A 20079-nucleotide genomic window follows, 5' to 3' on the forward strand; every position below is an offset into this window, starting at 1 on the left:
GCGAGCTTGGGCATCACCTTTCGCAAGGAAACGTTTCGCGACGATTTCACCTTCAGGAACAGCCCGGAGCAGATCAGGCGGTTTCCGTTCCCGTTCCACGAAGACGCCTACATGTATGCCGTCAACATCGAGCCGCATGTCGTCGGTCCCAAGGGCAGCGTTCTGGAAAACCTGATCGACGTCGACGAGCACTATGTCGCCGAGATGCAGGACCGTGCACTGGTGCTGGCCGACGATCCGCTGCGCTGCCAGTCGCTGCCGCATATGACGCTGGCCGGCTGGGACCTGCTCGAACTTTTGATGGAGCAACAGGCACTTGGCTATCCCGAGCATTTCACCCTGACCCGCGACGGCGACCGCTGGCGCTGGATCAACCGGCCGCTCGGCATCGACGACACCTTCACCTTCGGCGACACCTCGACACTGCCTTACGGGCCGATGGAGTACATCACCCGCCAGAGCCAGGGTGATTTCTGCATTCTCGATCAGCGCGACGGCAATCTTTGGATGGACGCCGGCATGGTCACCACTCAGGCCGACTGGTCGCTCGATTTCGACATCGGCATGAATTTCTTCGAATGGCACGCGCCGGTGCCGTTGGCGCATGAAAAGGGCATTTTCGTCAGGGCGCTGAAGTTCCTCACCAACATCCAGCAGGGCAAGCCGGCGCGGCGGCTGAACTGGACGATGACCATAAACCCGCGCCTCGACACCAGTCCGGAGAATTACCACAAATGGGGCCCGGACCGCGCGACGGTAACGCCCGAAAATGTCGCCGACAAGGTGCATCTGCGCGTCGAACTGCAAAGCTTCTGGCGGCTGCCGCGCTCGAACGGCATCGTCTTCCCGATCCGCTGCTATCTCATCAAGATGGACGAACTGGTGACACAGCCGAAATGGGCAAGGCGACTGCACCGGGTGATCCGGGATTTGCCGGAAGAGCTGGCCACCTACAAGGGCCTGACGCGGTATCGGCCGACATTGGTGGAATGGCTGTCGAAGCTGGATGATGGCAGTGCGACGTCACCGGGGTTCGGGCCGGACTAAAGGCCCCCTCATCCGGCCGCTGCGCGGCCACCTTCTCCCCGAGCGGAGAAGAGATCGCCAGCGCCGACGCCAGACTCCTCTCCCCTCGGGGAGAGGTCGGATTGCCCCGAATTGCTCTTGCAATTCGGCCTTGGCAATCCGGGTGAGGGGGCTGCGGCGGTCCGACTACCCCGCGCTCTGCGGATAGCAAATGATCGACAGATACCGCATCGGAAGTTTCGTCAGTTGCTCCGGCCCGTGCGGCGCGTCGGCGTCGAAGAACAGGCTGTCGCCCGGCTTCATCGGATAGAGGTTGCTGCCGTGCCGGTACACCACCTCGCCCTCCAGCATATAGAGGAATTCCATGCCCTCATGCTGGAAGGTCGGGAACACATCCGAATCCTCGGTCAGCGTAATCAGATACGGCTCGACGACGACGCCGCTGGTGTTGGAGCCGATATGGCCGAGCAGATTGTATTGATGGCCGGCGCGGGTGCCGCGGCGTTCGACATCTAGCCCTTCGCCGGCCTTGACGAAGACGGCGCTGCGCTCTTCCTCGAATCGGCGGAAGAAGGCGGTGACGGGAACGCCGAGCGCCCTCGACAGCGCCTGCAGTGTGGTCAGCGACGGCGAGGTGATGCCGTTCTCGATCTTCGACAGCATGCCCAGCGAAATATCGGTGGCGACGGCGAGATCGGCGACGGTGATGCCGAGCTTCTTGCGGAAGGCGCGCACCTCGCGCCCGATCGCCACCTCCAGCACTTTTTCGCGGGTGTCGCGAATGGCATGCGGGTTCTGCGTCAGCGGCGCGCGGATGGTTTTTCCGTCCACGGAGGCCTTTGCCGGTGGCTTTGCCCTTGTCGAAGCAGTCTTGGAGTCGGAACTTGTCTTCGCCATCTCGCCTCCGAATCCCCCTGATTATTTCACTCCAGGTGAACATATTCGGTGCCGATACAGAAACGCAACCGCGCAGCAAGCCCCTTAAGTCGAATGGTGTCCGAACAGGATTTACGCCGTCATCCGTTTTTCCGGAAATCCGCTGGGGCGAAACGCGGTTTCTCCACAAGGCCTGTTGACAGCATCCAAGAGGCAATTACTGTCCTGTGAGTGAAATTTGTTTCGTAAGAGCAATTCCAAAAATCGAATGACACCGGGAGGCCTGCCATGAAAACGCGCGTTGCCGTCATTGGAGCGGGGCCATCCGGTCTGGCCCAGCTCAGGGCCTTCAAGTCGGCTGCCGACAAGGGCGCCGAGATCCCCGAAATCGTCTGCTTCGAAAAGCAGTCGGACTGGGGCGGCCTGTGGAACTACACCTGGCGCACCGGCCTCGACGAGCATGGCGACCCCGTCCACGGCTCGATGTACCGCTACCTCTGGTCGAACGGACCGAAGGAATGCCTGGAATTCGCCGACTATACGTTCGAGGAGCATTTCGGCCGCCCGATCGGATCCTACCCGCCGCGCGCCGTTTTGTGGGATTACATCAAGGGTCGCGTCGAGAAATCAGGCCTGCGCAAATGGGTGCGCTTCAACAGCCCGGTGCGCATGGTCACCTTCTCGGACGAGAGCAGGAAATTCACTGTCACCGCGCATGACCGCACCAACGACGTCACCTACTCCGAAGAGTTCGACAATGTCGTCGTCGCTTCCGGGCATTTCTCGGTTCCCAACGTTCCCTATTTCGAAGGCTTTTCGACCTTCAACGGCCGTATCCTGCACAGCCATGATTTTCGCGACGCCATGGAGTTCAAGGGCAAGGACATACTGATCATCGGCCGCTCCTATTCTGCCGAGGACATCGGCTCGCAATGCTACAAATACGGCGCCAGATCGATCACCTCCAGCTACCGCTCCAAGCCGATGGGGTTCAAATGGCCGGAGAACTGGAAGGAAGTGCCGCTGCTGCAGAAGGTCGTCGGCAAGACGGCGCACTTCAAGGACGGCACCACAAAAGATGTCGACGCCATCATCCTGTGCACCGGCTATCTGCATTCCTTCCCGTTCCTCACGGAAGAGCTGAAGCTGAAGACCGCCAACCGCATGTGGCCGGACGGGCTCTATGAGGGCGTCGTGTGGGAGAAGAACCCGAAACTGTCCTATATCGGCATGCAGGACCAGTTCTACACTTTCAACATGTTCGACGCCCAGGCCTGGTTCGCCCGTGACGTCATCATGGGCCGCATCAAGCTGCCGTCGGGACAGGCGATGGCCGAGCACGGCGCCAAGTGGCGGGCACGCGAAGAGACGCTGGAAGACGCCGAGCAGATGATCTGGTTCCAGGGCGACTACACCAAGGAACTGATGGACCAGACCGACTATCCCGGCTTCGACGTCGAGGCGGTCAACCAGACCTTCATGGAATGGGAGCACCACAAGGCGGAAGACATTATGAGCTTTCGCGACCACGCCTACCGCTCGCTGATGACCGGCACCATGGCGCCATTGCACCATACGCCCTGGCTGCAGGCGCTGGACGACTCGATGGAAAGCTATCTCCAGGTGAAGGGCGTGGCGGCGGAATAGGTCGGCGTGATGCAAAACAATGCGCCGGCACCGGCCCAGTTTCAATTCAGAGGGTAGTCGGGAGCCGCATCGGTCTCCGTCACCTTGACCCACACCAATTCGCTATAATAGGCGCCCTCCGGGCCGGTGCCGTACATAGACAGCCTGTCAGCCATCAGCAGATGTGTCATGTCGTTGAGTGCCCGGCCGGTCGGCTCCTCGGGCCAGGCGAAGACGCCGTCGGTTTTGGCGCCGAACCTCACATCGGTGCATCCGAAATCGATCTCGACCTTCCACGACAGCAACGGCCTGATATCGCTGAGCGGCGGGCGCGGCGGATCGGGCTGCTCGAAGTGATGGTCGACCGAGACTCTCGTCGGCACTGCCGGCGTGATGCCTTTGGCTTTGAAGGAGGCGATGGCGTCGTCGCCAAATCGTGCGAGCAGGCCAGCGTGCCATAACCGGTAGGTCGCGCGGAAAAAGCCGCTGACCCGGATAGATTTGCCATCGTTGTTGAAGACGTTCACAGCGGCGTAGAAACGGCGCAGTCGTGGCGCCAGCGCCCGCCAGTCGCATTCGGCCGGTGTCCCCGGCGTCGCGATGAAATCGTCAAGCAGATCGCTGCCGCGCACATTGGCGTTCAGCACCGTGCAATCCTCACCACGGATATGCCAGTGCCGCCGGAGCTCGGCTGCTGCGATGCCAGGCTTGCGCAGCTCTTCCACCGAGGCGCGAACCCGAGCAATCGCGTAGGACGTAGCCGCGTCCAACGTCTCAAACCCCGAAACCACATGCTCGCCGGTCTTGGCCATGTCGAAGACGACGACAGTAAAAGGCGGTTCGCGCTGATCGGGCATTCGGCAGCAAGCTCAGGCTGGTCGAGGATGAAGCAGCTTTCCGCGCGAAAATGCGTCAAAGTCAAGAGCTGGAGCGCGGCCTGCCATTTCCAGAAGAGGCGAACTCCAGAAGAGGCGAAACCGTTCTATCCGAGCCGTGCTTGAGCTTTCGCGGCTCAGGGGTCGACGACCGACCGCGATGATGTCGATGGCAGGTTGTTGCCAGCCCGCGACAATGCCGCGACTTTGGACAGTGCGATGGACACTTCCGGGTCGAGATCGCGTGTGCCGACCGCGGTGCAGGTGACGATCATCCTTTCAATCCAGCGGATAGTCGGGAGGCGCCTCCGTCTCGGTCACCTTGGCGGTTAGTATCTCGCAGTCGTTGGCCCAGTCGGGGCCATCGCCGCGCATGGCCATCATGTCGGCCATCAGCAGGAACTGCATGGTTCTGAGCGCCCAGTCGGTCGGCTCTTGCGGCCAGGCGAAGATTCCGGCGGCGTCGCCACCGAACTTCACGTCGTGGCAGACAAAACCGACCTCGACCTTCCAGGATCGCAGCGTCAAGCCTGGCGGCGGGTAGGGCGGGTCGGGAAGCTCGAAGTAATTGGCGACCATGAGCTTCGTCGGCTCCGCCGGCTCGATCCCCTTGGCTTTGAAGGCGGCAATGGCGTCGTCGCCAAAGCGCTCGAGGAGGCCGTCTCGCGTCAGCCTGTAGGTCGAGCGAAAGAAGCCGCCCGCCCAGACGGATTCGTTGTTGCCGTTGGAGATCAGCAGCGAGGCGCGGAAGCGGCGCAGCCTGGGCGCCAGCGCCTGCCAGTTGCACTCGGCCGGCATCGACGGCGTCGCAATGAAATCGTCGAGTAGATCGCTGCCGCGCACTCCGGCGTTCAGCACCGAACAGTCTTCGCCATAGAGCTGCCAGAGCTGGCGAAGCTCAGCAGTGGCGATGCCGGGCTTGCGCAAGTCCTCCACCGAGGCGCGAACCCGCGCAATGGCGTAGGACGTCGCCGCCTCCAGCGTCTCAAACCCCGAAACTACGTGCTCCCCGTCCGGCTCGCCGGTCTTGGCCATGTCGAAGACGAGTACGGCAAAAGGCGGTTCGCCGGGATTGGACATTCAACAATTATCCTAGTCTTGCCCGCGCCTTCGCCGTCCAGGCATTGAACAGCCGGTCTGCGACGATGCCGATGAAAGCGATGGCGAGACCCGCGACAATGCCGCGTCCGGAATCGGCCTTGGACAGCGCGATGAAGACTTCCTGGCCGAGGTCGCGTGTGCCGACCATGGCGCAGATGATGATCATCGCCAGCGCCATCAGGATCGTCTGGTTGACGCCCAGCATGATTTCGGGAAGCGCCAGTGGCAATTGTACCCGAAAGAAGGTCTGGCGCGGCGTGCAGCCGGAAACCTTCGCCGCCTCGATCAGCGCCGGCGGCACTTGCCGGATGCCGTGATTGGTGTAGCGGGTCGCCGGCACCACGGCGAAGGCGACCGTGGCGATCATGGCGGTGACGTCGCCGACCCGGAACAGCATCACCACAGGAATGATGAAGCAGAAGGACGGCAGCACCTGCAGCGTGTCGATGATGGGCGTGACGATCTTTTCGAAGCGGTCGCTGCGCGCGGCCATCAGGCCAATCGGGATGCCGATCAGGCAAGCGATGAAGGCCGAGATGCCGCAGAGATAAACCGTCGCCATGGTCTTTTCCCACAGGCCGGTGACGGCGCAGAAGGCGGTCAGCGCGGCGACGAGGGCGGCGAGACGCAGGCCACCGAACTGGTAGCCGGCGAGGCCGAGCAGGGCCACCGCGCCGAGCCACGGAAAGCCTTCGCAGAAGGCGCGCAGCGGGTTCAGTACATTGAGGATGAGCGCCACGCGAAACGCTTCGATCACGTCGAAGAAGTTGATCGTCACCCAGCTCACCGCCGCCTTCCACAGTGGCGCAGTGGTGAAGGTGATCGCCTTCGGCACCGCCGCGAAGGCCGGTACGAACAGGCCGAGCAGCGTCGTCACGACCAGGATGGCGATGGCCAGCGACAGATTGGGATAGCGCCGCCAAACGCTCTGGTTCGCCTGCCGTTGAACGTGGCCTTTTGCCTGCTTATGCGCGATCGCCTGGCTCAGCCGGTCGAGCGCGATGGCGAGCGCCACAATGGCGAGCCCGGCTTCCATCGCTTCGCCGACCTTCAGCGCACGCAGCGCCAGCAGCACATCATAGCCGAGGCCGCCGGCGCCGATCATCGAGGCGATGATCACCATGTTCAGCGCCAGCATGATCACCTGGTTGACGCCGATCATCAGTGTCGGCCGCGCCGACGGCAGCAGCACGCGCCACAATTTCTGCCGCGCCGTGCAGCCGGCCATCTCTGAGAAATCGTCGATCTCGGAGGGCACCCGCGACAGACCCAGCATCGTTGCTCGCACCATGGGCGGCGTGGCGAAGATGGCGGTGGCGATCATCGCCGAGACCGGGCTGTTGCCGAACAGGAGCAGCATCGGGATGAGATAGGCGAAGGTCGGGATGGTCTGCATCAAATCGAGGGCAGGGGAGATGATCAGCCGCTCGGCCCATGGCTTGCGCCACGCCCAGATGCCGGCGAACAGGCCGGTGAGGATGCAGAACGGCACCGCGATGGAAATCAGTGCCAGTGTCAGCATGGCGCTGGTCCATTGGCCGAACAGCGCGGTGTAGAGGAAGCAGCCGCCGACCAGCATGCCGAGTTTTCTACCGCCCACGGCGTGCCCGGCGATGAAGGCGGCTACGCAGACGCCGATCCAGGACAGGCGCGGCAGGACATAGGCATCGGCACCGTGACCAATCTTGAAATTCTTGGCCAGCAGGTCGAGCGCGAAATCGAGGGGAACGCCGAGCACCGCGGTGATCGAGCGGGTCAGCCAGGACAAGTTCGACTTGATCCAGCGCATCAGCGCACTGACCCAGTCGGCGACGGGAACGACCGCATCGGCCGGATAGTCGACCGCCCATGGCAGCCTCTCCTGCAGCAGGAATACCACCAGCACGGCGGCCAGCGCCAGCGCCCAGATCAGCAGCCAGCGCTGAACCGGCGGCCTCGTTTCGCTGGCGCTTGCCGTGACCGTCATGCGCCAGCTCTTTGCTTGTCGATGCCGGCCAGCAGTCCGATCACGGCTTGCGGCGTCACCTCGCCGATCGACTTGCCGCTGCCGTTGACCACCGCGAACGGTTTTCCCGAAGCGACGATGCTGGCCGAGAAGCTGGCGATCCTGGCGTCGGGCGAAACCGTGCCGCCATGTTCGGCGCCATCGCAGGCACGCATCAGGCTGCGCGCCGAAATCACCTTGGCGCGGTCGACATCGCGGGTGAATTCGGCGACATAGTCGGTCGCCGGGTTGACAACCAGCTGTTCCGGCGTGCCGGTCTGGATGACCTCACCATCCTTCATGATGGCGATGCGGTCGGCGAGCCTGATCGCCTCGTCGAAATCATGGGTGATGAAGACGATGGTCTTGTGCAGCATGGTCTGCAGCCGCATCAGCTCGTCCTGCATCTCGCGGCGGATCAGCGGGTCGAGCGCCGAGAACGGCTCGTCGAGGAACCAGATCTCCGGCTTGGTCGCGAGGCTGCGGGCAATGCCGACGCGCTGCTGCTGGCCGCCGGAGAGTTCGCGCGGATAGAAATGCTCGCGGCCGCGTAAGCCCACGAGATCGATCACCTCCCGCGCTCTCGCTTCGCGCGTCGGTCGATCCTGGCCCTGGATGCTCAGGGGAAAGGCAATGTTGTCGAGCACGTTCAGATGCGGCAGCAGCGCAAAATTCTGGAACACCATACCCATGCGATGACGCCGCAGTTCGATCAGCGCCGCATCGGAAATCTTGAGCAGGTCGTTGCCTTCGAATTCGACCTTGCCGTGGGTCGGCTCGACCAGCCGCGACATGCAGCGCACCAGCGTCGACTTGCCGGAGCCGGATAGCCCCATGATGATGAAAATCTCGCCCTGGCGGATTTCGAGATCGACGGCGCGCACCGCGCCGACCAGTCCGGCCGCGGCGATGTCGGCCATGCTGGCCTTGCCGTCACGCTCGCGGATGAAGCTGGCCGCGTTCGATCCGAACAATTTCCAGACATTGCGGCAGGCAAGCTTTATCGGCCGCACATCCTTGGGCGTACCAGCCGCCTGCGGTTCAGTCGCTTCCGTCATCCAATGGCCCTTCTGGAGAATGAAGATATGGACCCGGCCGTTACGGCCGGGTCCGGCCTTCAGTCGGAGCCATCACTGCGCCCAGGCTTTCCAGTCGGCTTCGTGGGCGGCGATCCAGGCGGCCGCGACGTCTTCCGGCGTCTTTCCGCCGAGGTCGATCTCGCCGCTCATCTTGTTGAGCTCATCGGTGTCGATCGTGTAGGCCTTGGCCACCTTGTAGGCGATCGGCCATTTGTCCTTCATGCCGGACCAGGAGTATTTCCAGATTTCGCCATGCGGCTTGCCGCAATCATATTTGGCATCCGGGTTGGTGCCCCATTTCGGATCGGTGTAGCACTCGGGCGTATACTCCGGGAATTCGACCCACTCGCCCTTGTACTTGGCCGGCGCCCAATGCGGCGAATAGATCCACAGCATGATCGGCGCCTTGCGCTGATAGGCCGAGTCCAACTCGGCGAACATCGCCGCGTCGGTGCCGGCATGGATGACGGTGAAGGGCAGCTTCAGCGCCTCGACGCGCTCGTCGTCAAAGCCTTCCCAGGTTACCGGGCCGCCGAGATAGCGGCCCTTCGGCGCCGTCTCCGCTGTCGAGAACGCCTCGGCGCATTTCGGGTCCTTCAGCGCTTCCCAATTGGGCAGGCCGGGGCATTTCTCCTTCATATATTCGGGAAACCACCATTCCTCCTTGGCCTTCGGCCCGAGCTTGCCGAGCCGCTCGGTCTGGCCGGTGGCGTCTGAAGCCTTCATCGCTTCGCCGGCCGTCGTGTCCCAGAACTCCAGGCCGACATCAAGGTCGCCATTGGTGAGGCCGGTGGTCAGGCTGGAGAGGTAGTCGGCTGTCGGATATTCGACGGTATAGCCGAGCTTTTCGAGGATACCGCCAAGGATCTTGGCGTTGAGGTTGACGCTGGTCCAGTCGAACAGCGCGATCTTGATCGGGTCGTTGGATTCAGGTGCTGCTGCGTGGACCGGTGATGTAAGCGCACTTGCGGCGGCAAGCGCCAAGGCTCCCATTGATAGGTTCGAAATCACACTGCGAAATGACATGCTTGTTCTCCTGTCAAACCATGTGGAAATTTCTTGATCGTTCCCTTCTTGCGTCTTTTCTTGATTGTGTTGGAAAGGCGGGTCGTTACGCAAGCTCGTTCGCACCAAGCCAGTGCCGCGGCCGCAACTTGCGCAGGCGAAATGGTTGCTCGACTTGGTGTTTATGTGATGCCGGGCGGGCCCGCGTCATGGCATCGGATGGATTGCTGCGTGAGCAATCGTCAACAGATCGATCGCCGCTCCAGCGGCGCTCTCAGACGTGCGAGCCATCAAGGTCCCATGGTCTCGGCCCGCGAGCCCCATCCCCGCCAAGGCCGTTTCATGAGATGAAATTATATATACCAACGTTCATGCGGCGCAACGGCTGATACCCTGTGCACTGCGGAATTTCAGACTGGTCGATTGCCAACCGCCAGAGCTGACGTTCACGACATGATCAGGCCGCCATCGACATTGATGGTTTGGCCGGTGATGTAGGTGGCGTCGTCGCTGGCGAGAAAGCTGACCAGGCCGGACACGTCCTCGCCGCTGCCGGCGCGGCCCATCGGGATGTTCTTCACCCATTCGGCCATCAGCTCGCCGGGTTTGTAGTCACCCATCAGCTTGCCCCACGCTGCGTCATTATAGGCCCACATGTCGGTGTCGATGATGCCGGGGCAGATGGCGTTGACGGTGATCTTTTCCTTGGCCACTTCCTTGGCCAGGCTCTGGGTAATGCCGACGACGCCGAACTTCGACGCCGCATAATGCGGCGTGTAGATGAAACCCTGCCGCGCCTGGCCCGATGCCGTGTTGATCAGCCGGCCGCCATCGCCATGCTTGCGGATGCGGGCGATCGCTTCCTGACAGCACAGGAACACGCCCTTGGTGTTGACCGCCATCACCTTGTCCCACTCGGCCTCGGTCATCGCCTCGATCCGGGCGATGGTGATGACGCCGGCATTCTGCACCGAAATGTCGACACGGCCGAATTCCTTCTCGGCGAGGTCGTAAAGCGCGGTGACCTCATCCTTCCTGGTAACGTCCATGCGCATCGACGCGACCTTGGCGCCTGCCGCTTTCAGGCCGGCGGCGACGTCCTCGACGCGGGTATCGATGGCGCTGACCACGACCGCGGCACCTTCTTCGGCAAAGCGCTTCGCCATCGCCGCGCCGATGCCGCCGCTCGCGCCGGTGATGACCGCAGTCTTGCCTTCAAAACGCTTCTGCACTTTTCTTCTCCTACCAGCAGACAAAGCCGCCATCGACGATCAGGTCGATGCCGGTGACGTAACTCGCGGCGCGGCTGGCCAGGAACACGGTCGGGCCGACCATCTCTTCCGGCGTCGCCATGCGCCCCATGGGCGTGTCGCGTTCGAAGATCTTGATCTGTTCGGCGACCTCCGGCCGCTTGTTCATCGGCGTCAGCGTGTAGCCTGGGCTCACCACATTGACGCGCAGGCCGCGATCGGCCCATTCCATGGCTAGGCTTTTCGACATGTGGATGACCGCCGCCTTCGACGAATTGTAATGCGCCTGGGTCAGGCCGCGATTGACGATCGAACCCGACATGGAGGCGATGTTGATGATCGAGCCCTTGCGCCGCGTCAGCATGGCGCGCGCTTCGGCCTGGCAGGACAGGAACACGCCGCTGACATTCACGTCGTAGATTTTCTGCCACTTCTCCAGCGACAGCGTCTCGGCGGCCTCGGCTCCTGCAATGCCGGCATTGTTGACGGCGATGGTCAGCGCGCCGAGCTCCTTTTCCGTGCGCTCGACTGCGGTCGCCAGGTCGGCCTCCGACGTCACCGTCCCCGTCAGCACCACCGCCTTGCGGCCAAGCGCGGCGATCCTGTGCGCGGTCTCATCCAGCCCGCCTTTCGAGGCATGGCCGAAACAGGCTATGTCGGCGCCGGCTTCGGCGAGCCCGATGGCAATGGCCTGGCCAATGCCGCTGCCGGCGCCTGTTACCAGCGCTACGTCGCCGCTGAGATCGAATAGTTTCATGTTGTTCCCCCTCCTGAAATGAAGGGGCGCCAGTCTTTGCTGGCGCCCCGCGCGGTCCGGTCCTTGGGAGGATACCACCTGCTGCGCTTTGTTCCGACTCCTGTCCTCAGCTCGTGGCGAGTTCCATCACCGCGACATTGCTGGCCTCGCTGCGGCCGAGAATGCCGCGCTGGCGGCCGCGGCTCAGCACCAGCACCCGGTGCGACAGACCCAGCACCTCCTCGAGGTCGGAGCTCACCACCACCACCGCCATGCCGGAACGGGCGAGGTCGGCGATCACGTCGTAGATCGCCGCACGCGCGCCGACATCGATACCGCGCGTCGGCTCGTCGAGGATGAACACTTTTGGCGGCCGCGACACCCATTTGGCGATGATCACCTTCTGCTGGTTGCCGCCGGACAGTTTCGACACCGCCTGGTTCGGCTTGCCTTTGACGCCGAGACGGGAGATGCCGGCCTCGGCGAATTTCTGCACCGCTTTCGGGAACACCCAGCCCTTCGGCGCGACATGGTCGAAATTGCCGAACGCCAGATTCTCGCCGATGGTCTGGTCGAGCACCACGCCTTGCGCCTTGCGGTCTTCCGGCACCAGCACGACGCCGGCCTTGATGGCTGCCGCTGGCCCGCTGAGATGCACCGGTTTGCCGGCAACGCGCACCGAGCCCGACGAGATCGGATCGGCGCCGGCGATCACCCGCACCAGTTCGGTGCGGCCGGCGCCGATCAACCCGGCAATGCCGAGGATCTCGCCTGCTTTGACCGAGAAGGAAACGTTGTTGAAGCTCTTCTCCGGCGAGGACAGGTTGTCGACCTCGAGCAGCGTCTCCTCGCGCGGCGACGACAGATGCGGGAACATCCGTTCGACCGAGCGGCCGACCATCTGCTCCACCACTGTGCGCACGGGAATATCGGCGCGCTCGTGGCGGGCGACGATGCGTCCGTCGCGCATCACAACCACGCGGTCGGCAATCTGCGCGATCTCGTCGAGACGATGGCTGATGTAGATGAAGGACATGCCCTCCGCCTTGAGCTTGCGGATCTGCTGGAACAAAAGCTCCGTTTCCTCGCCGCCGAGCGCTGCGGTGGGTTCGTCGAAGATCAGCAATTCGGCATTGAGCGTCAACGCCTTGGCGATCTCGACCTGTTGCTGGGCGGCGATGCGCAGCGTGCCCACCTTGCGCTCGGGCGAGACGTCGAGGCCAAGCCGCTTCAACTGCGCCGAGGCCTTAGCGTTCATCTCGGCGCGGTCGATGCGGCCGCCGCGCATCGGCAGGCGCCCGACATAGACGTTTTCCGCCACCGACAGATCCGGCAGCAGCTTCAGTTCCTGATGGATCATGCCCACACCGGCATCGATTGCCGCGGCAGGCGAGGCGGGGGAATAGGGCTTCCCCCGCCAGATGATGGTGCCCGCGTCGGGCCGGGTCGAGCCGGCGATGATATTGGACACCGTCGACTTGCCGGCGCCGTTTTCGCCGAGCAGCGCCACAACCTCGCCCGGCCGCACCTCAAAGCTTGCATCGGCCAGGACCTGGACCGGTCCGTAGCTCTTGCAAAGGCCGTTGACGAAGAGCCCGTTGTGCGGGCTTTCGCTGTGGCGAGGATCAGGAGACATCGTGGTGCTCTCTAAAGCGGTGCCGGTCGTTACGGATGCTTGGCGATGAACTGCTCGACATTGTCCTTGGTGGTCAGCGTCGCATCCTGCAGCTGCTCGGCCGGAACGCTTTCGCCGGCCACCAGCTTGATCGCCGCATCGACGGCGAGACGGCCCATGCCTTGCGTCTGCTGCGTCGCGGTGACGTCGAACACGCCGTCCTTCAGCGCCTTGAGCGCGGCCACGTCGCCATCGAAGCCGGCAACCCAGACCTTGTGGCCGGGATTGGCGACCTTGACCGCCTGTGCCGCACCCAGCGCCAGCGCATCGGCCTGGCCGATGACGATGGAGACATCGGGATGCGACTGCAGCAGGTCCTGCGTCAGCTTGAAGCCTTCGTCCTGGTGCCAGCCTTCGCTCCACAATTCGCCGACCACCTTGATATCGGGATAGGCCTTGAGCGCTTCGCCGCAACCCTTGGAACGGTCGACTTCCGGCGTGGTGCCCTTCTGGCCGTGGATGATGATCAGTTCGCCTTTGCCGCCGGCCTGCTTGGCGATGTAGTCGCACACCGCCTGCGCCGAGGCGACACTGTTGGTGGCGATGAAGGTGTCGCCGGGCGCGCCGTCGGCGTTGCGGTCGACATTGATCACCGGAATGCCGGCGGCCTTGGCGGTCTTGGTCGGCACGGTGGCGGCTGTGGCGCCGGCCGGAATGTAGATCAGCGCGTCGATGTTCTGCGTGATCAGATCCTGCACCTGGCTGACCTGGGTCGCTGAATTGCCCTTGGCGTCGACGGTGACGATCTCGATGCCCTTCTCCTTGCCGTAGGCTTCGACCGACTGCTTGATCTGGTTGAAGAAGTCGGCCTGCAGATTGGCGACGGCGAGGCCGAGTTTCTTGGCGTCCTTGGCCGAGGCCATGTCGGTCAGGCCGAGCAGGGGAATGATTGCGGCAGCGGCGAGCAGCAGTGAACGTTTGGTGAGCATGTGTTTCCTCCGTTGATAGTCAAACTGTCCCGCCAGCGCATCGCGCCCCTTGGAACATCCCAGTTTCGGATCGACCGATCCGTCTATCGCCCGGACGTTCCGGGCGAATTCTCAATTGTGCCCCGCTCTCTATCGCGCCCTGCGCCGCCAGGTGTCGCTGGCGACGGCCAGCGCGATCACCACGCCGATCACCACCTGCTGGATGAAGGGCGAGACGCCGAGCAGATTGAGGCCGTTGCGCAGCACGCCGATGATGAGCACGCCGACCGCTGTGCCGCCGATCGAACCGACGCCGCCCGAGAGGCTGGCGCCGCCGATCACCACCGCCGCGATGGTGTCGAGCTCATAGCCGAGGCCGGAACTCGGCTGGACCGAATCCAGCCGCGCGGCAAGCACAATGCCTGCAAGACCCGCAAGCACGCCGCAGATGGCATAGACCCAGTTGGTCAGCGACTTCACCGGAATGCCGGAGAGCCGCGCCACCTCGGCGCTGCCGCCGATGGCGTAAAGGCTGCGGCCGGTGGCGCGGTAGTTGAGGAAGATGGCGAAGACGATCGCCAGCACCATCATCACCCCGACTGTGACCGACAGGAAGCCGAAATGGCGGATGATCGACAGGCTGGTGAACCAGTCGGGAAAGCCGACGATCTGCGAACCGTCGGTGATCATGTTGGCAAGACCGCGCGCCACCGACATCATCGCCAGCGTCGCAATGAACGGCGGCAGCCGGGTGACGGTCACCAGCAGGCCGGACACCAGTCCGCAAAGGCCGGCGACGACCAGTGCTGCGACGACGCCGGCCGCAAGGCCGAGATTGAGATAGTCGGGGTGGGAGACAAAGCCCATCACCATGGCGGCCAGCGCCAGCACCGAGCCGACCGAGAGATCGATGCCGCCGATCAGGATCACCAGCGTCATCCCGATTGCCATGATGCCGAGCACCGTGATCTGGTCAAGTACGTTGAGGATGTTGCGCACGGTGAGGAACGTGTCGGTGGTCAACGTCAGCGCCAGGCAAAGCAGCAGCAGCCCGATCAGCGGCCCCATGGTTCCGGCAAACAGCGCCGAAAGCTTCGCGGCCGTCGCACCTTGAGTGCCGGGCGCGGCTTTCAACTCGCCAGCCTTCGACTCGCTTGCATCATTGCTCACGGCCACTTCGTCTCCTCCGTCAGCGAAACGGCGATGGCCTGCCGTCCGCTCTTGTTCACCAGGCACCTCCCTGTGAACAATTTATCTTTGATATGCAATTTTGTTCAGCTAAACTGTTCATTAGAAAATTGTCAAGAGCCGTTGCGCCATTCGGCGGTGGTTTGCGCCACCGGGCGGTTTGTCCTAGGGAAGGCCAGGGGGCGGCGCTTGCGGAAAGATTTCCGAAATTTGCCGCGGGAGGGCAAAAGATGGCGACCGTCGAAAACGAGAAGGCCTCGCGCTTCCCCGATGCCGAGCTCAAGGCCCGGGCCGCCTGGCATTACTATGTCGAAGGTCTGACGCAAGAGCGCATTTCCGAGATCCTCGGCGTCGGCCGCATCAAGGTGCACCGCATTCTCTCCGCTGCGCGAGAGGAGGGCATCGTGCAGTTCCGCATTCGCGACAGTGTCGTCGAATGTGTGCAGCTCGAGGAGAGCCTGAAGCAGCGTTTCGGGCTCAGCCAGGCGGTCGTGGTGCCATCAGCCGCTGATCGCAGCAACGCGCCGCTGATGATCGGCCACGCGGCTGCCGCCTATCTCGCCGACAATGTGAATGCCGGCGACGTCATTGCGCTGGGCTGGGGCCGCACGCTGAAATTCGCCATCAACGAATTGCCGAGGCGGCCGATCGCCAGGACGACGGTCGTCTCGATGCTCGGCGGCCTCACCCATGCGCAGCCGCTCAACCCGACCGAAAGCGCCTGGGAGTTCGCCGAAAAGATCGGCGCTGAATGTTTCCTGCTGCCGGTGCCGGTCTATGCCGACAAGCCGGAACAGCGCGATGCCTTCATGAGCCAGCGCAGCGTCCAGGATGTCGTCTTCCGCGCGCGCCGCGCCAACATCGCCGTGCTCAGCGTCGGCTCGTTTTCCAAGGACAGCCCGATCGCCAATTACGGCTTCATCAAGCCGAGCGAACTTGAGGAACTGCAGGCCGCCGGCGCGGTCGGAGACCTCTTGTGCCATTTCATCGACGCCGAGGGCCACCCGGTCGACCATGAGGTCAACCGCCGCGTCTGCGCCTATCCGCTGCAGGATTTGTCCGATATTCCGAGCATCATACTGGTTTCAGGTGGTCAGGAGAAGGTCGCTGTGATGCGCGCGGCGCTGGCCAACACCAGGATTTCGGTGCTGATCACCGATGAGGATGCGGCCAAAGGCCTGCTCAATCGTTGAGCGCTGTCCGGCGTCGGTCAGAATTCGCAGGGCTCCGGACGACTGTCGTCCGACCAGTCGGCCAGTGCGATCGGCACGAATTTTCCCGCGACCGGTTTGCCGTCGTCCAGGTCCTTTGAGGCAACGCCTCTGCCGGTGAGAAAATTGATGTCGCAGCCGCCCAGCGTCGTCTCGACCGAGCCGTCGGCTTTCTGCACATTCCAGTCCCAGTCGCGACTGTAGCCGGCGACAAGGAATTTACCGCCGCGCCAGACGATGGTCAGCGTTGTATCCCATGATTTGTTGGCGCCGCAGCCGAAGCACGAGGTGACGACAAGCGATCCCTTGCCCTTGCTTTCGAGCCCGAGAATACGGTCCTGCGTCAGCGCCTTCTTGACGAAGTCAGGCTTGCGCGAAGGATCGAGCTTTCCTTCGCCGGCAGCCAGATAGATCGAGAGATCCGCCAGCCCGCTGTCGGAATCCGCCGCGATCGCGGCCCGATCCATCCTGCCGTCATTGTCCATGTCGAGCGTGACCTCGAAGGGCGGCTCGTCCTGCGCACGCGCCGTCATTGGAGCTGCCGCAAGCGCGACAATCCAGGGCAGGGCGGCAAGGTGAAATACTGCTTTCATTAGCCCGATGAGTCTAGCATTGGCCGGGCAGGACGCAAAATCGGCAAGCTGGGCAGGTTGGGCATGGGAGCCTCACGCAGGCAAGCTGCGCTTGAACTCAGATCGCACCGAGCCGCGCGTGGATGTCGCGTGTCGCGTGATAGAGGTCGCGGTAGATCGCCTTGCGCGCCCGGTAAGCCGGCACCAGCGTCATGTCAGGATCGACACGCCTGGCCGGCGCCGCCGCCATTGCCTTGGCGGCGTCTTCCGCCGAGGCGAACCAGCCGATCGCCGAAGCCGCCAGCATCGCCGCGCCAAGGGCCGCCGCCTCGTTGACCGGCGACACGAACAGCGGCCGCTCCAGCACGCTGGCCATGATCTTCATCAGCAGCGCCGAATTGGTGCCGCCGCCGGCGGCAATCATCTCTCCCGGCTTGCCGCCGCTTTCGGCCTCCATCGCCTCGCTGGCGATGGCCTGCTCCAAAGCGATGCCTTCCAGCGTGGCGCGGAAGAGATGCCTGGGCTCATGGTCGAGCGACAGGCCAACAACGGCGCCGCGCGCCGCGCCATCCCAATAGGGGCTCATGACGCCGGCCCAATAGGGCATGACCAAAAGACCGTCGCTGCCGGCCGCAACATCGACCGCACCCTTCTCCAGTTCTGCCGCGGAAGACGCGCCGGTGGTGCGCACGATCCAGTCGACCAGTTGCATGCCCGAGCGCAGCACGGTTTCCAGCATGAAGCCCGAACCGGTGGGCGAGACCAGCGTGCGAAACGCGTCCGATGTGGTGACCGTGCCGGAATAGCAGCCGCTGACGACGCCGGAGCCGAGCGAGAGATAGCTCTTGCGGGCACCATAGACGCCCATGCCGAGACCCATGGCCTGGCCATCGCCGGCGCCGGCGACAATTGGCGTGCCCGCTTTGAGGCCAGTCAGCTGGGCAATGCTTTCGGCAAGGCCGCCGCAGATTTCGCCTGGGCCGATCAGCGCCGGCAACTGCCGTGGCTGCAGCCCTGCAGCCGCCACAAGCTCAGCGTGCCATTCGCCTGTCGCGACATCGAGCAAGCCGAGCGGGTCGGCACTTGCCGTGCTGGTTACCAGCCGTGCGGTCAGCCGGTGAACGAAGAAGCCATGAACATCGACCAGGGCGGCGGCGTTGGCCAGCACCTGCGGCTGGTGTTCCGCCAGCCAGGCGATGGCATAGAGCGCCGGCGTCGGATCCGGCGGCTTGCCGCTCCAGTCGCGGATCGTCTCGCGGCCAAGCTCGGCCGACAGCTTGGCGACTTGAGGCCGGGCGCGCTCGTCAAGCCACAGGATCGCCGGGATGAGCGGCGTGCCGGCCTGATCGATCAGGGTGAAGGTCTCGCGCTGATGGGCTATGGCAATTGCCGCCACGCGCGCGGCGCCGACCTTGTCGGCGACCTGCTTCAGCGCACTGATGAGGGCTGCCCACCAATGTTCGGCATCCTGCTCGAAATGGCCGGGCTTCGGATTGGCCAGCGGATAGGCCTCGCGCGCCTGGAACAGCTCCGCGCCGTCGCGGGTGAAGGCGATTGCCTTCACCGCCGTCGTCGAGGCATCGATCCCGATAACGACATCGTCCATCACAGGGAGATCCCGAAGGTTCAGGCGGCGTTGGTCACAAACTGTCCGTCCGACTGGTCGAGACGGCGGCGGATCTGCGTTATCACCATCGAATCGTCGGGTACACAATTTTCATAGGTGAGGAAGTCGCCGGTCTTGACCGGCTTGACCACCTTGGCGCGTTCGGCAATCCCGAGCGGCAGCGCGCCCTTGGCGCGGGCGTCCTCCCAGGTCATGGCGAAGCCGCGATAGTCGTTCTCGCCGATCATGCCGAGCGATTGGCCCGCGCCGAGATCGCTCTTGGCCACCGCCACCGCTTCGGCCACCGGGTGGTCGAGCGGCTCCATGTCGGCGCGTTTGTAGACCACGGCGCGCGCCGCCGACAGTGGCACTTCAAGGCTTGTCAGGTGATAGGGACGGTAGATCGTGAAATAGGGGCCCTTGCCGACCTTGAGGTCGACCATGCGCTCCAGCACGCGCGGATGCCTCGTTTCGATGATGCAGAACACGCCGGGCGCCACGCCCTTGCCGATGGAATAGTCGACCACGCCCTTGCGGTGCAGCACGCCGCCATCCTCGCGCGGGCAAAGAACGCTGGCCAGTTCCTCCAGCGTCGCCGTCGGGCCGTGCATGCCCGGCACGTCGGGCACCAGCCCGGTGGCGTTGGCGATAGCCACCATCTCGATCGCCGTCTTGGAACCGTCGACGAACTCGACCAGCATGCGCGCATTCATGTTGCGCTCGGCCGCTTCCTTCTCGTAGTCGGCGGGCATGGCGTCGATCTTGAGCGGGTTGTTTTTGCCCTTGCCGGCGGCGATGATGTTGAAGCCGAGGCTCTTGGCGAAGCCGATGATCTCCAGCGTGCAGGCGGGTTCGTCGCCGGCCGCACCGGTGTAGACCACGCCGGCCTTGCGCGCTTCCTCCTTGAGGAAGCGGCCGATCGTAATGTCCGCCTCGACATTGAGCATAACGATGTGCTTGCCGTTCTTCATCACTTCGAGCGCAAACAGCGTGCCGATGTTGGGATTGCCTGTCGCGTCGATGATGACATCAATGCGGCCGGCCGCGGCCAGCGCATGCAGATCTTCGGTGACAGCGATCTTGCCGGCCTCGATGGCGCGGTCGATGGCAGAGGCGTTCGCAGCCTGGACGATGTCGGAGCGGTCATGGCCGGCGAGCAGTGCGGCATCGATCGCCGCTTGCGGCCGCACCTCGGAAATGGCACCGATCCGCATGCCCGGCATCAGCGCCACCTGGACGACGATGTCGGTGCCCATCTGCCCGGCGCCGGCGAGTCCGATGGTGATGAGCCCTTGGGCTTCAGCGCGCTGCAGAAGTTCCGCTGCAAATTGCGGATGGGCCATATCGCTTCCTCCAGTCAT

General features: G+C 63.5%; 18 protein-coding genes. 3 read left to right on the forward strand and 15 right to left on the reverse strand.

Annotation, left to right across the window (positions count from 1 at the left end):
• Positions 1 to 6 precede the first annotated feature (6 nt).
• Positions 7 to 1047 carry a heme-dependent oxidative N-demethylase family protein gene (locus AC3CCE_RS26710; RefSeq protein WP_352625610.1) on the forward strand — a complete coding sequence of 347 codons (1041 nt, stop codon included), beginning with the start codon at positions 7 to 9 and terminating at the stop codon, positions 1045 to 1047.
• 165 nt (positions 1048 to 1212) lie between these two features.
• Here AC3CCE_RS26710 and AC3CCE_RS26715 read toward each other — a convergent pair whose 3' ends face one another.
• The gene (locus AC3CCE_RS26715) at positions 1213 to 1923 is read right to left on the reverse strand and encodes a helix-turn-helix domain-containing protein (protein ID WP_023687066.1); all 711 of its coding nucleotides are present in this window, start codon (positions 1921 to 1923) and stop codon (positions 1213 to 1215) included.
• A gap of 267 nt (positions 1924 to 2190) precedes the next feature.
• Here AC3CCE_RS26715 and AC3CCE_RS26720 point away from each other — a divergent pair, with 267 nt between their 5' ends.
• Complete coding sequence (locus AC3CCE_RS26720) at positions 2191 to 3549, forward strand: trimethylamine monooxygenase (RefSeq protein WP_023709929.1); 1359 nt, start codon at positions 2191 to 2193, stop codon at positions 3547 to 3549.
• A 41-nt stretch (positions 3550 to 3590) separates the two neighbouring features.
• Here AC3CCE_RS26720 and AC3CCE_RS26725 read toward each other — a convergent pair whose 3' ends face one another.
• The 11 genes from AC3CCE_RS26725 to AC3CCE_RS26775 form a co-directional block, all read right to left on the reverse strand.
• Entirely contained in the window at positions 3591 to 4385 is a 795-nt protein-coding gene (locus AC3CCE_RS26725; protein WP_023684423.1) for a hypothetical protein, read from the reverse strand.
• 155 nt (positions 4386 to 4540) lie between these two features.
• On the reverse strand, positions 4541 to 4678 hold the full coding sequence (locus AC3CCE_RS26730; protein ID WP_352444443.1) for a hypothetical protein: 138 nt from the start codon (positions 4676 to 4678) through the stop codon (positions 4541 to 4543).
• A 4-nt stretch (positions 4679 to 4682) separates the two neighbouring features.
• Positions 4683 to 5483, reverse strand: coding sequence for a hypothetical protein (locus AC3CCE_RS26735; RefSeq protein WP_352625612.1), 801 nt, complete (start codon positions 5481 to 5483; stop codon positions 4683 to 4685).
• Positions 5484 to 5490: 7 nt separating this feature from the next.
• On the reverse strand, positions 5491 to 7470 hold the full coding sequence (locus AC3CCE_RS26740) for an ABC transporter permease (RefSeq protein ID WP_352625614.1): 1980 nt from the start codon (positions 7468 to 7470) through the stop codon (positions 5491 to 5493).
• Positions 7467 to 8546 (reverse strand): quaternary amine ABC transporter ATP-binding protein, encoded by a 1080-nt coding sequence (locus tag AC3CCE_RS26745; protein ID WP_023692145.1) that lies wholly within the window; start codon positions 8544 to 8546, stop codon positions 7467 to 7469. Before AC3CCE_RS26745 ends, AC3CCE_RS26740 begins: the two co-directional genes overlap by 4 nt.
• A gap of 72 nt (positions 8547 to 8618) precedes the next feature.
• Positions 8619 to 9593 carry an ABC transporter substrate-binding protein gene (locus tag AC3CCE_RS26750; RefSeq protein WP_023740654.1) on the reverse strand — a complete coding sequence of 325 codons (975 nt, stop codon included), beginning with the start codon at positions 9591 to 9593 and terminating at the stop codon, positions 8619 to 8621.
• 425 nt (positions 9594 to 10018) lie between these two features.
• Complete coding sequence (locus AC3CCE_RS26755; protein ID WP_352444438.1) at positions 10019 to 10837, reverse strand: SDR family oxidoreductase; 819 nt, start codon at positions 10835 to 10837, stop codon at positions 10019 to 10021.
• Complete coding sequence (locus AC3CCE_RS26760) at positions 10815 to 11579, reverse strand: SDR family oxidoreductase (RefSeq protein ID WP_023684416.1); 765 nt, start codon at positions 11577 to 11579, stop codon at positions 10815 to 10817. The genes AC3CCE_RS26755 and AC3CCE_RS26760 overlap by 23 nt, the downstream gene beginning before the upstream one ends.
• A 106-nt stretch (positions 11580 to 11685) precedes the next feature.
• Positions 11686 to 13194, reverse strand: a complete 1509-nt coding sequence (locus tag AC3CCE_RS26765) for a sugar ABC transporter ATP-binding protein (RefSeq protein WP_352625617.1) — start codon at positions 13192 to 13194, stop codon at positions 11686 to 11688.
• Between the two features lie 29 nt (positions 13195 to 13223).
• Entirely contained in the window at positions 13224 to 14162 is a 939-nt protein-coding gene (locus AC3CCE_RS26770; RefSeq protein WP_488377228.1) for a substrate-binding domain-containing protein, read from the reverse strand.
• Positions 14163 to 14291: 129 nt separating this feature from the next.
• On the reverse strand, positions 14292 to 15275 hold the full coding sequence (locus AC3CCE_RS26775; RefSeq protein WP_050588086.1) for an ABC transporter permease: 984 nt from the start codon (positions 15273 to 15275) through the stop codon (positions 14292 to 14294).
• Positions 15276 to 15559: 284 nt separating this feature from the next.
• Here AC3CCE_RS26775 and AC3CCE_RS26780 point away from each other — a divergent pair, with 284 nt between their 5' ends.
• Positions 15560 to 16522 carry a sugar-binding transcriptional regulator gene (locus AC3CCE_RS26780; RefSeq protein WP_023668527.1) on the forward strand — a complete coding sequence of 321 codons (963 nt, stop codon included), beginning with the start codon at positions 15560 to 15562 and terminating at the stop codon, positions 16520 to 16522.
• A gap of 17 nt (positions 16523 to 16539) precedes the next feature.
• On the opposite strand, the gene AC3CCE_RS26785 is transcribed toward AC3CCE_RS26780, so the two are convergent.
• From AC3CCE_RS26785 to AC3CCE_RS26795, 3 genes are all read right to left on the reverse strand, one after another.
• Positions 16540 to 17073 carry a hypothetical protein gene (locus AC3CCE_RS26785; RefSeq protein WP_023709920.1) on the reverse strand — a complete coding sequence of 178 codons (534 nt, stop codon included), beginning with the start codon at positions 17071 to 17073 and terminating at the stop codon, positions 16540 to 16542.
• A 157-nt stretch (positions 17074 to 17230) separates the two neighbouring features.
• Positions 17231 to 18718 carry a xylulokinase gene (locus AC3CCE_RS26790; RefSeq protein ID WP_023709919.1) on the reverse strand — a complete coding sequence of 496 codons (1488 nt, stop codon included), beginning with the start codon at positions 18716 to 18718 and terminating at the stop codon, positions 17231 to 17233.
• Between the two features lie 20 nt (positions 18719 to 18738).
• Positions 18739 to 20061 carry an NAD(P)H-dependent oxidoreductase gene (locus AC3CCE_RS26795; RefSeq protein WP_352625620.1) on the reverse strand — a complete coding sequence of 441 codons (1323 nt, stop codon included), beginning with the start codon at positions 20059 to 20061 and terminating at the stop codon, positions 18739 to 18741.
• Positions 20062 to 20079 lie beyond the last annotated feature (18 nt).

This window comes from Mesorhizobium sp. P160187 (assembly GCF_057766425.1).

Bases quoted from the DNA above. Each gene is read 5' to 3' on its own strand.
- AC3CCE_RS26755 (WP_352444438.1), bottom strand. From the start codon at position 10,837: ATGGCGGCTTTGTCTGCTGGTAGGAGAAGAAAAGTGCAGAAGCGTTTT.
- AC3CCE_RS26790 (WP_023709919.1), bottom strand. From the start codon at position 18,718: ATGGACGATGTCGTTATCGGGATCGATGCCTCGACGACGGCGGTGAAG.
- AC3CCE_RS26750 (WP_023740654.1), bottom strand. From the start codon at position 9,593: ATGTCATTTCGCAGTGTGATTTCGAACCTATCAATGGGAGCCTTGGCG.
- AC3CCE_RS26745 (WP_023692145.1), bottom strand. From the start codon at position 8,546: ATGACGGAAGCGACTGAACCGCAGGCGGCTGGTACGCCCAAGGATGTG.
- AC3CCE_RS26780 (WP_023668527.1), top strand. From the start codon at position 15,560: ATGGCGACCGTCGAAAACGAGAAGGCCTCGCGCTTCCCCGATGCCGAG.
- AC3CCE_RS26720 (WP_023709929.1), top strand. From the start codon at position 2,191: ATGAAAACGCGCGTTGCCGTCATTGGAGCGGGGCCATCCGGTCTGGCC.
- AC3CCE_RS26785 (WP_023709920.1), bottom strand. From the start codon at position 17,073: ATGACGGCGCGTGCGCAGGACGAGCCGCCCTTCGAGGTCACGCTCGAC.
- AC3CCE_RS26735 (WP_352625612.1), bottom strand. From the start codon at position 5,483: ATGTCCAATCCCGGCGAACCGCCTTTTGCCGTACTCGTCTTCGACATG.
- AC3CCE_RS26760 (WP_023684416.1), bottom strand. From the start codon at position 11,579: ATGAAACTATTCGATCTCAGCGGCGACGTAGCGCTGGTAACAGGCGCC.
- AC3CCE_RS26715 (WP_023687066.1), bottom strand. From the start codon at position 1,923: ATGGCGAAGACAAGTTCCGACTCCAAGACTGCTTCGACAAGGGCAAAG.
- AC3CCE_RS26765 (WP_352625617.1), bottom strand. From the start codon at position 13,194: ATGTCTCCTGATCCTCGCCACAGCGAAAGCCCGCACAACGGGCTCTTC.
- AC3CCE_RS26770 (WP_488377228.1), bottom strand. From the start codon at position 14,162: ATGCTCACCAAACGTTCACTGCTGCTCGCCGCTGCCGCAATCATTCCC.
- AC3CCE_RS26795 (WP_352625620.1), bottom strand. From the start codon at position 20,061: ATGGCCCATCCGCAATTTGCAGCGGAACTTCTGCAGCGCGCTGAAGCC.
- AC3CCE_RS26740 (WP_352625614.1), bottom strand. From the start codon at position 7,470: ATGACGGTCACGGCAAGCGCCAGCGAAACGAGGCCGCCGGTTCAGCGC.
- AC3CCE_RS26725 (WP_023684423.1), bottom strand. From the start codon at position 4,385: ATGCCCGATCAGCGCGAACCGCCTTTTACTGTCGTCGTCTTCGACATG.
- AC3CCE_RS26730 (WP_352444443.1), bottom strand. From the start codon at position 4,678: ATGATCGTCACCTGCACCGCGGTCGGCACACGCGATCTCGACCCGGAA.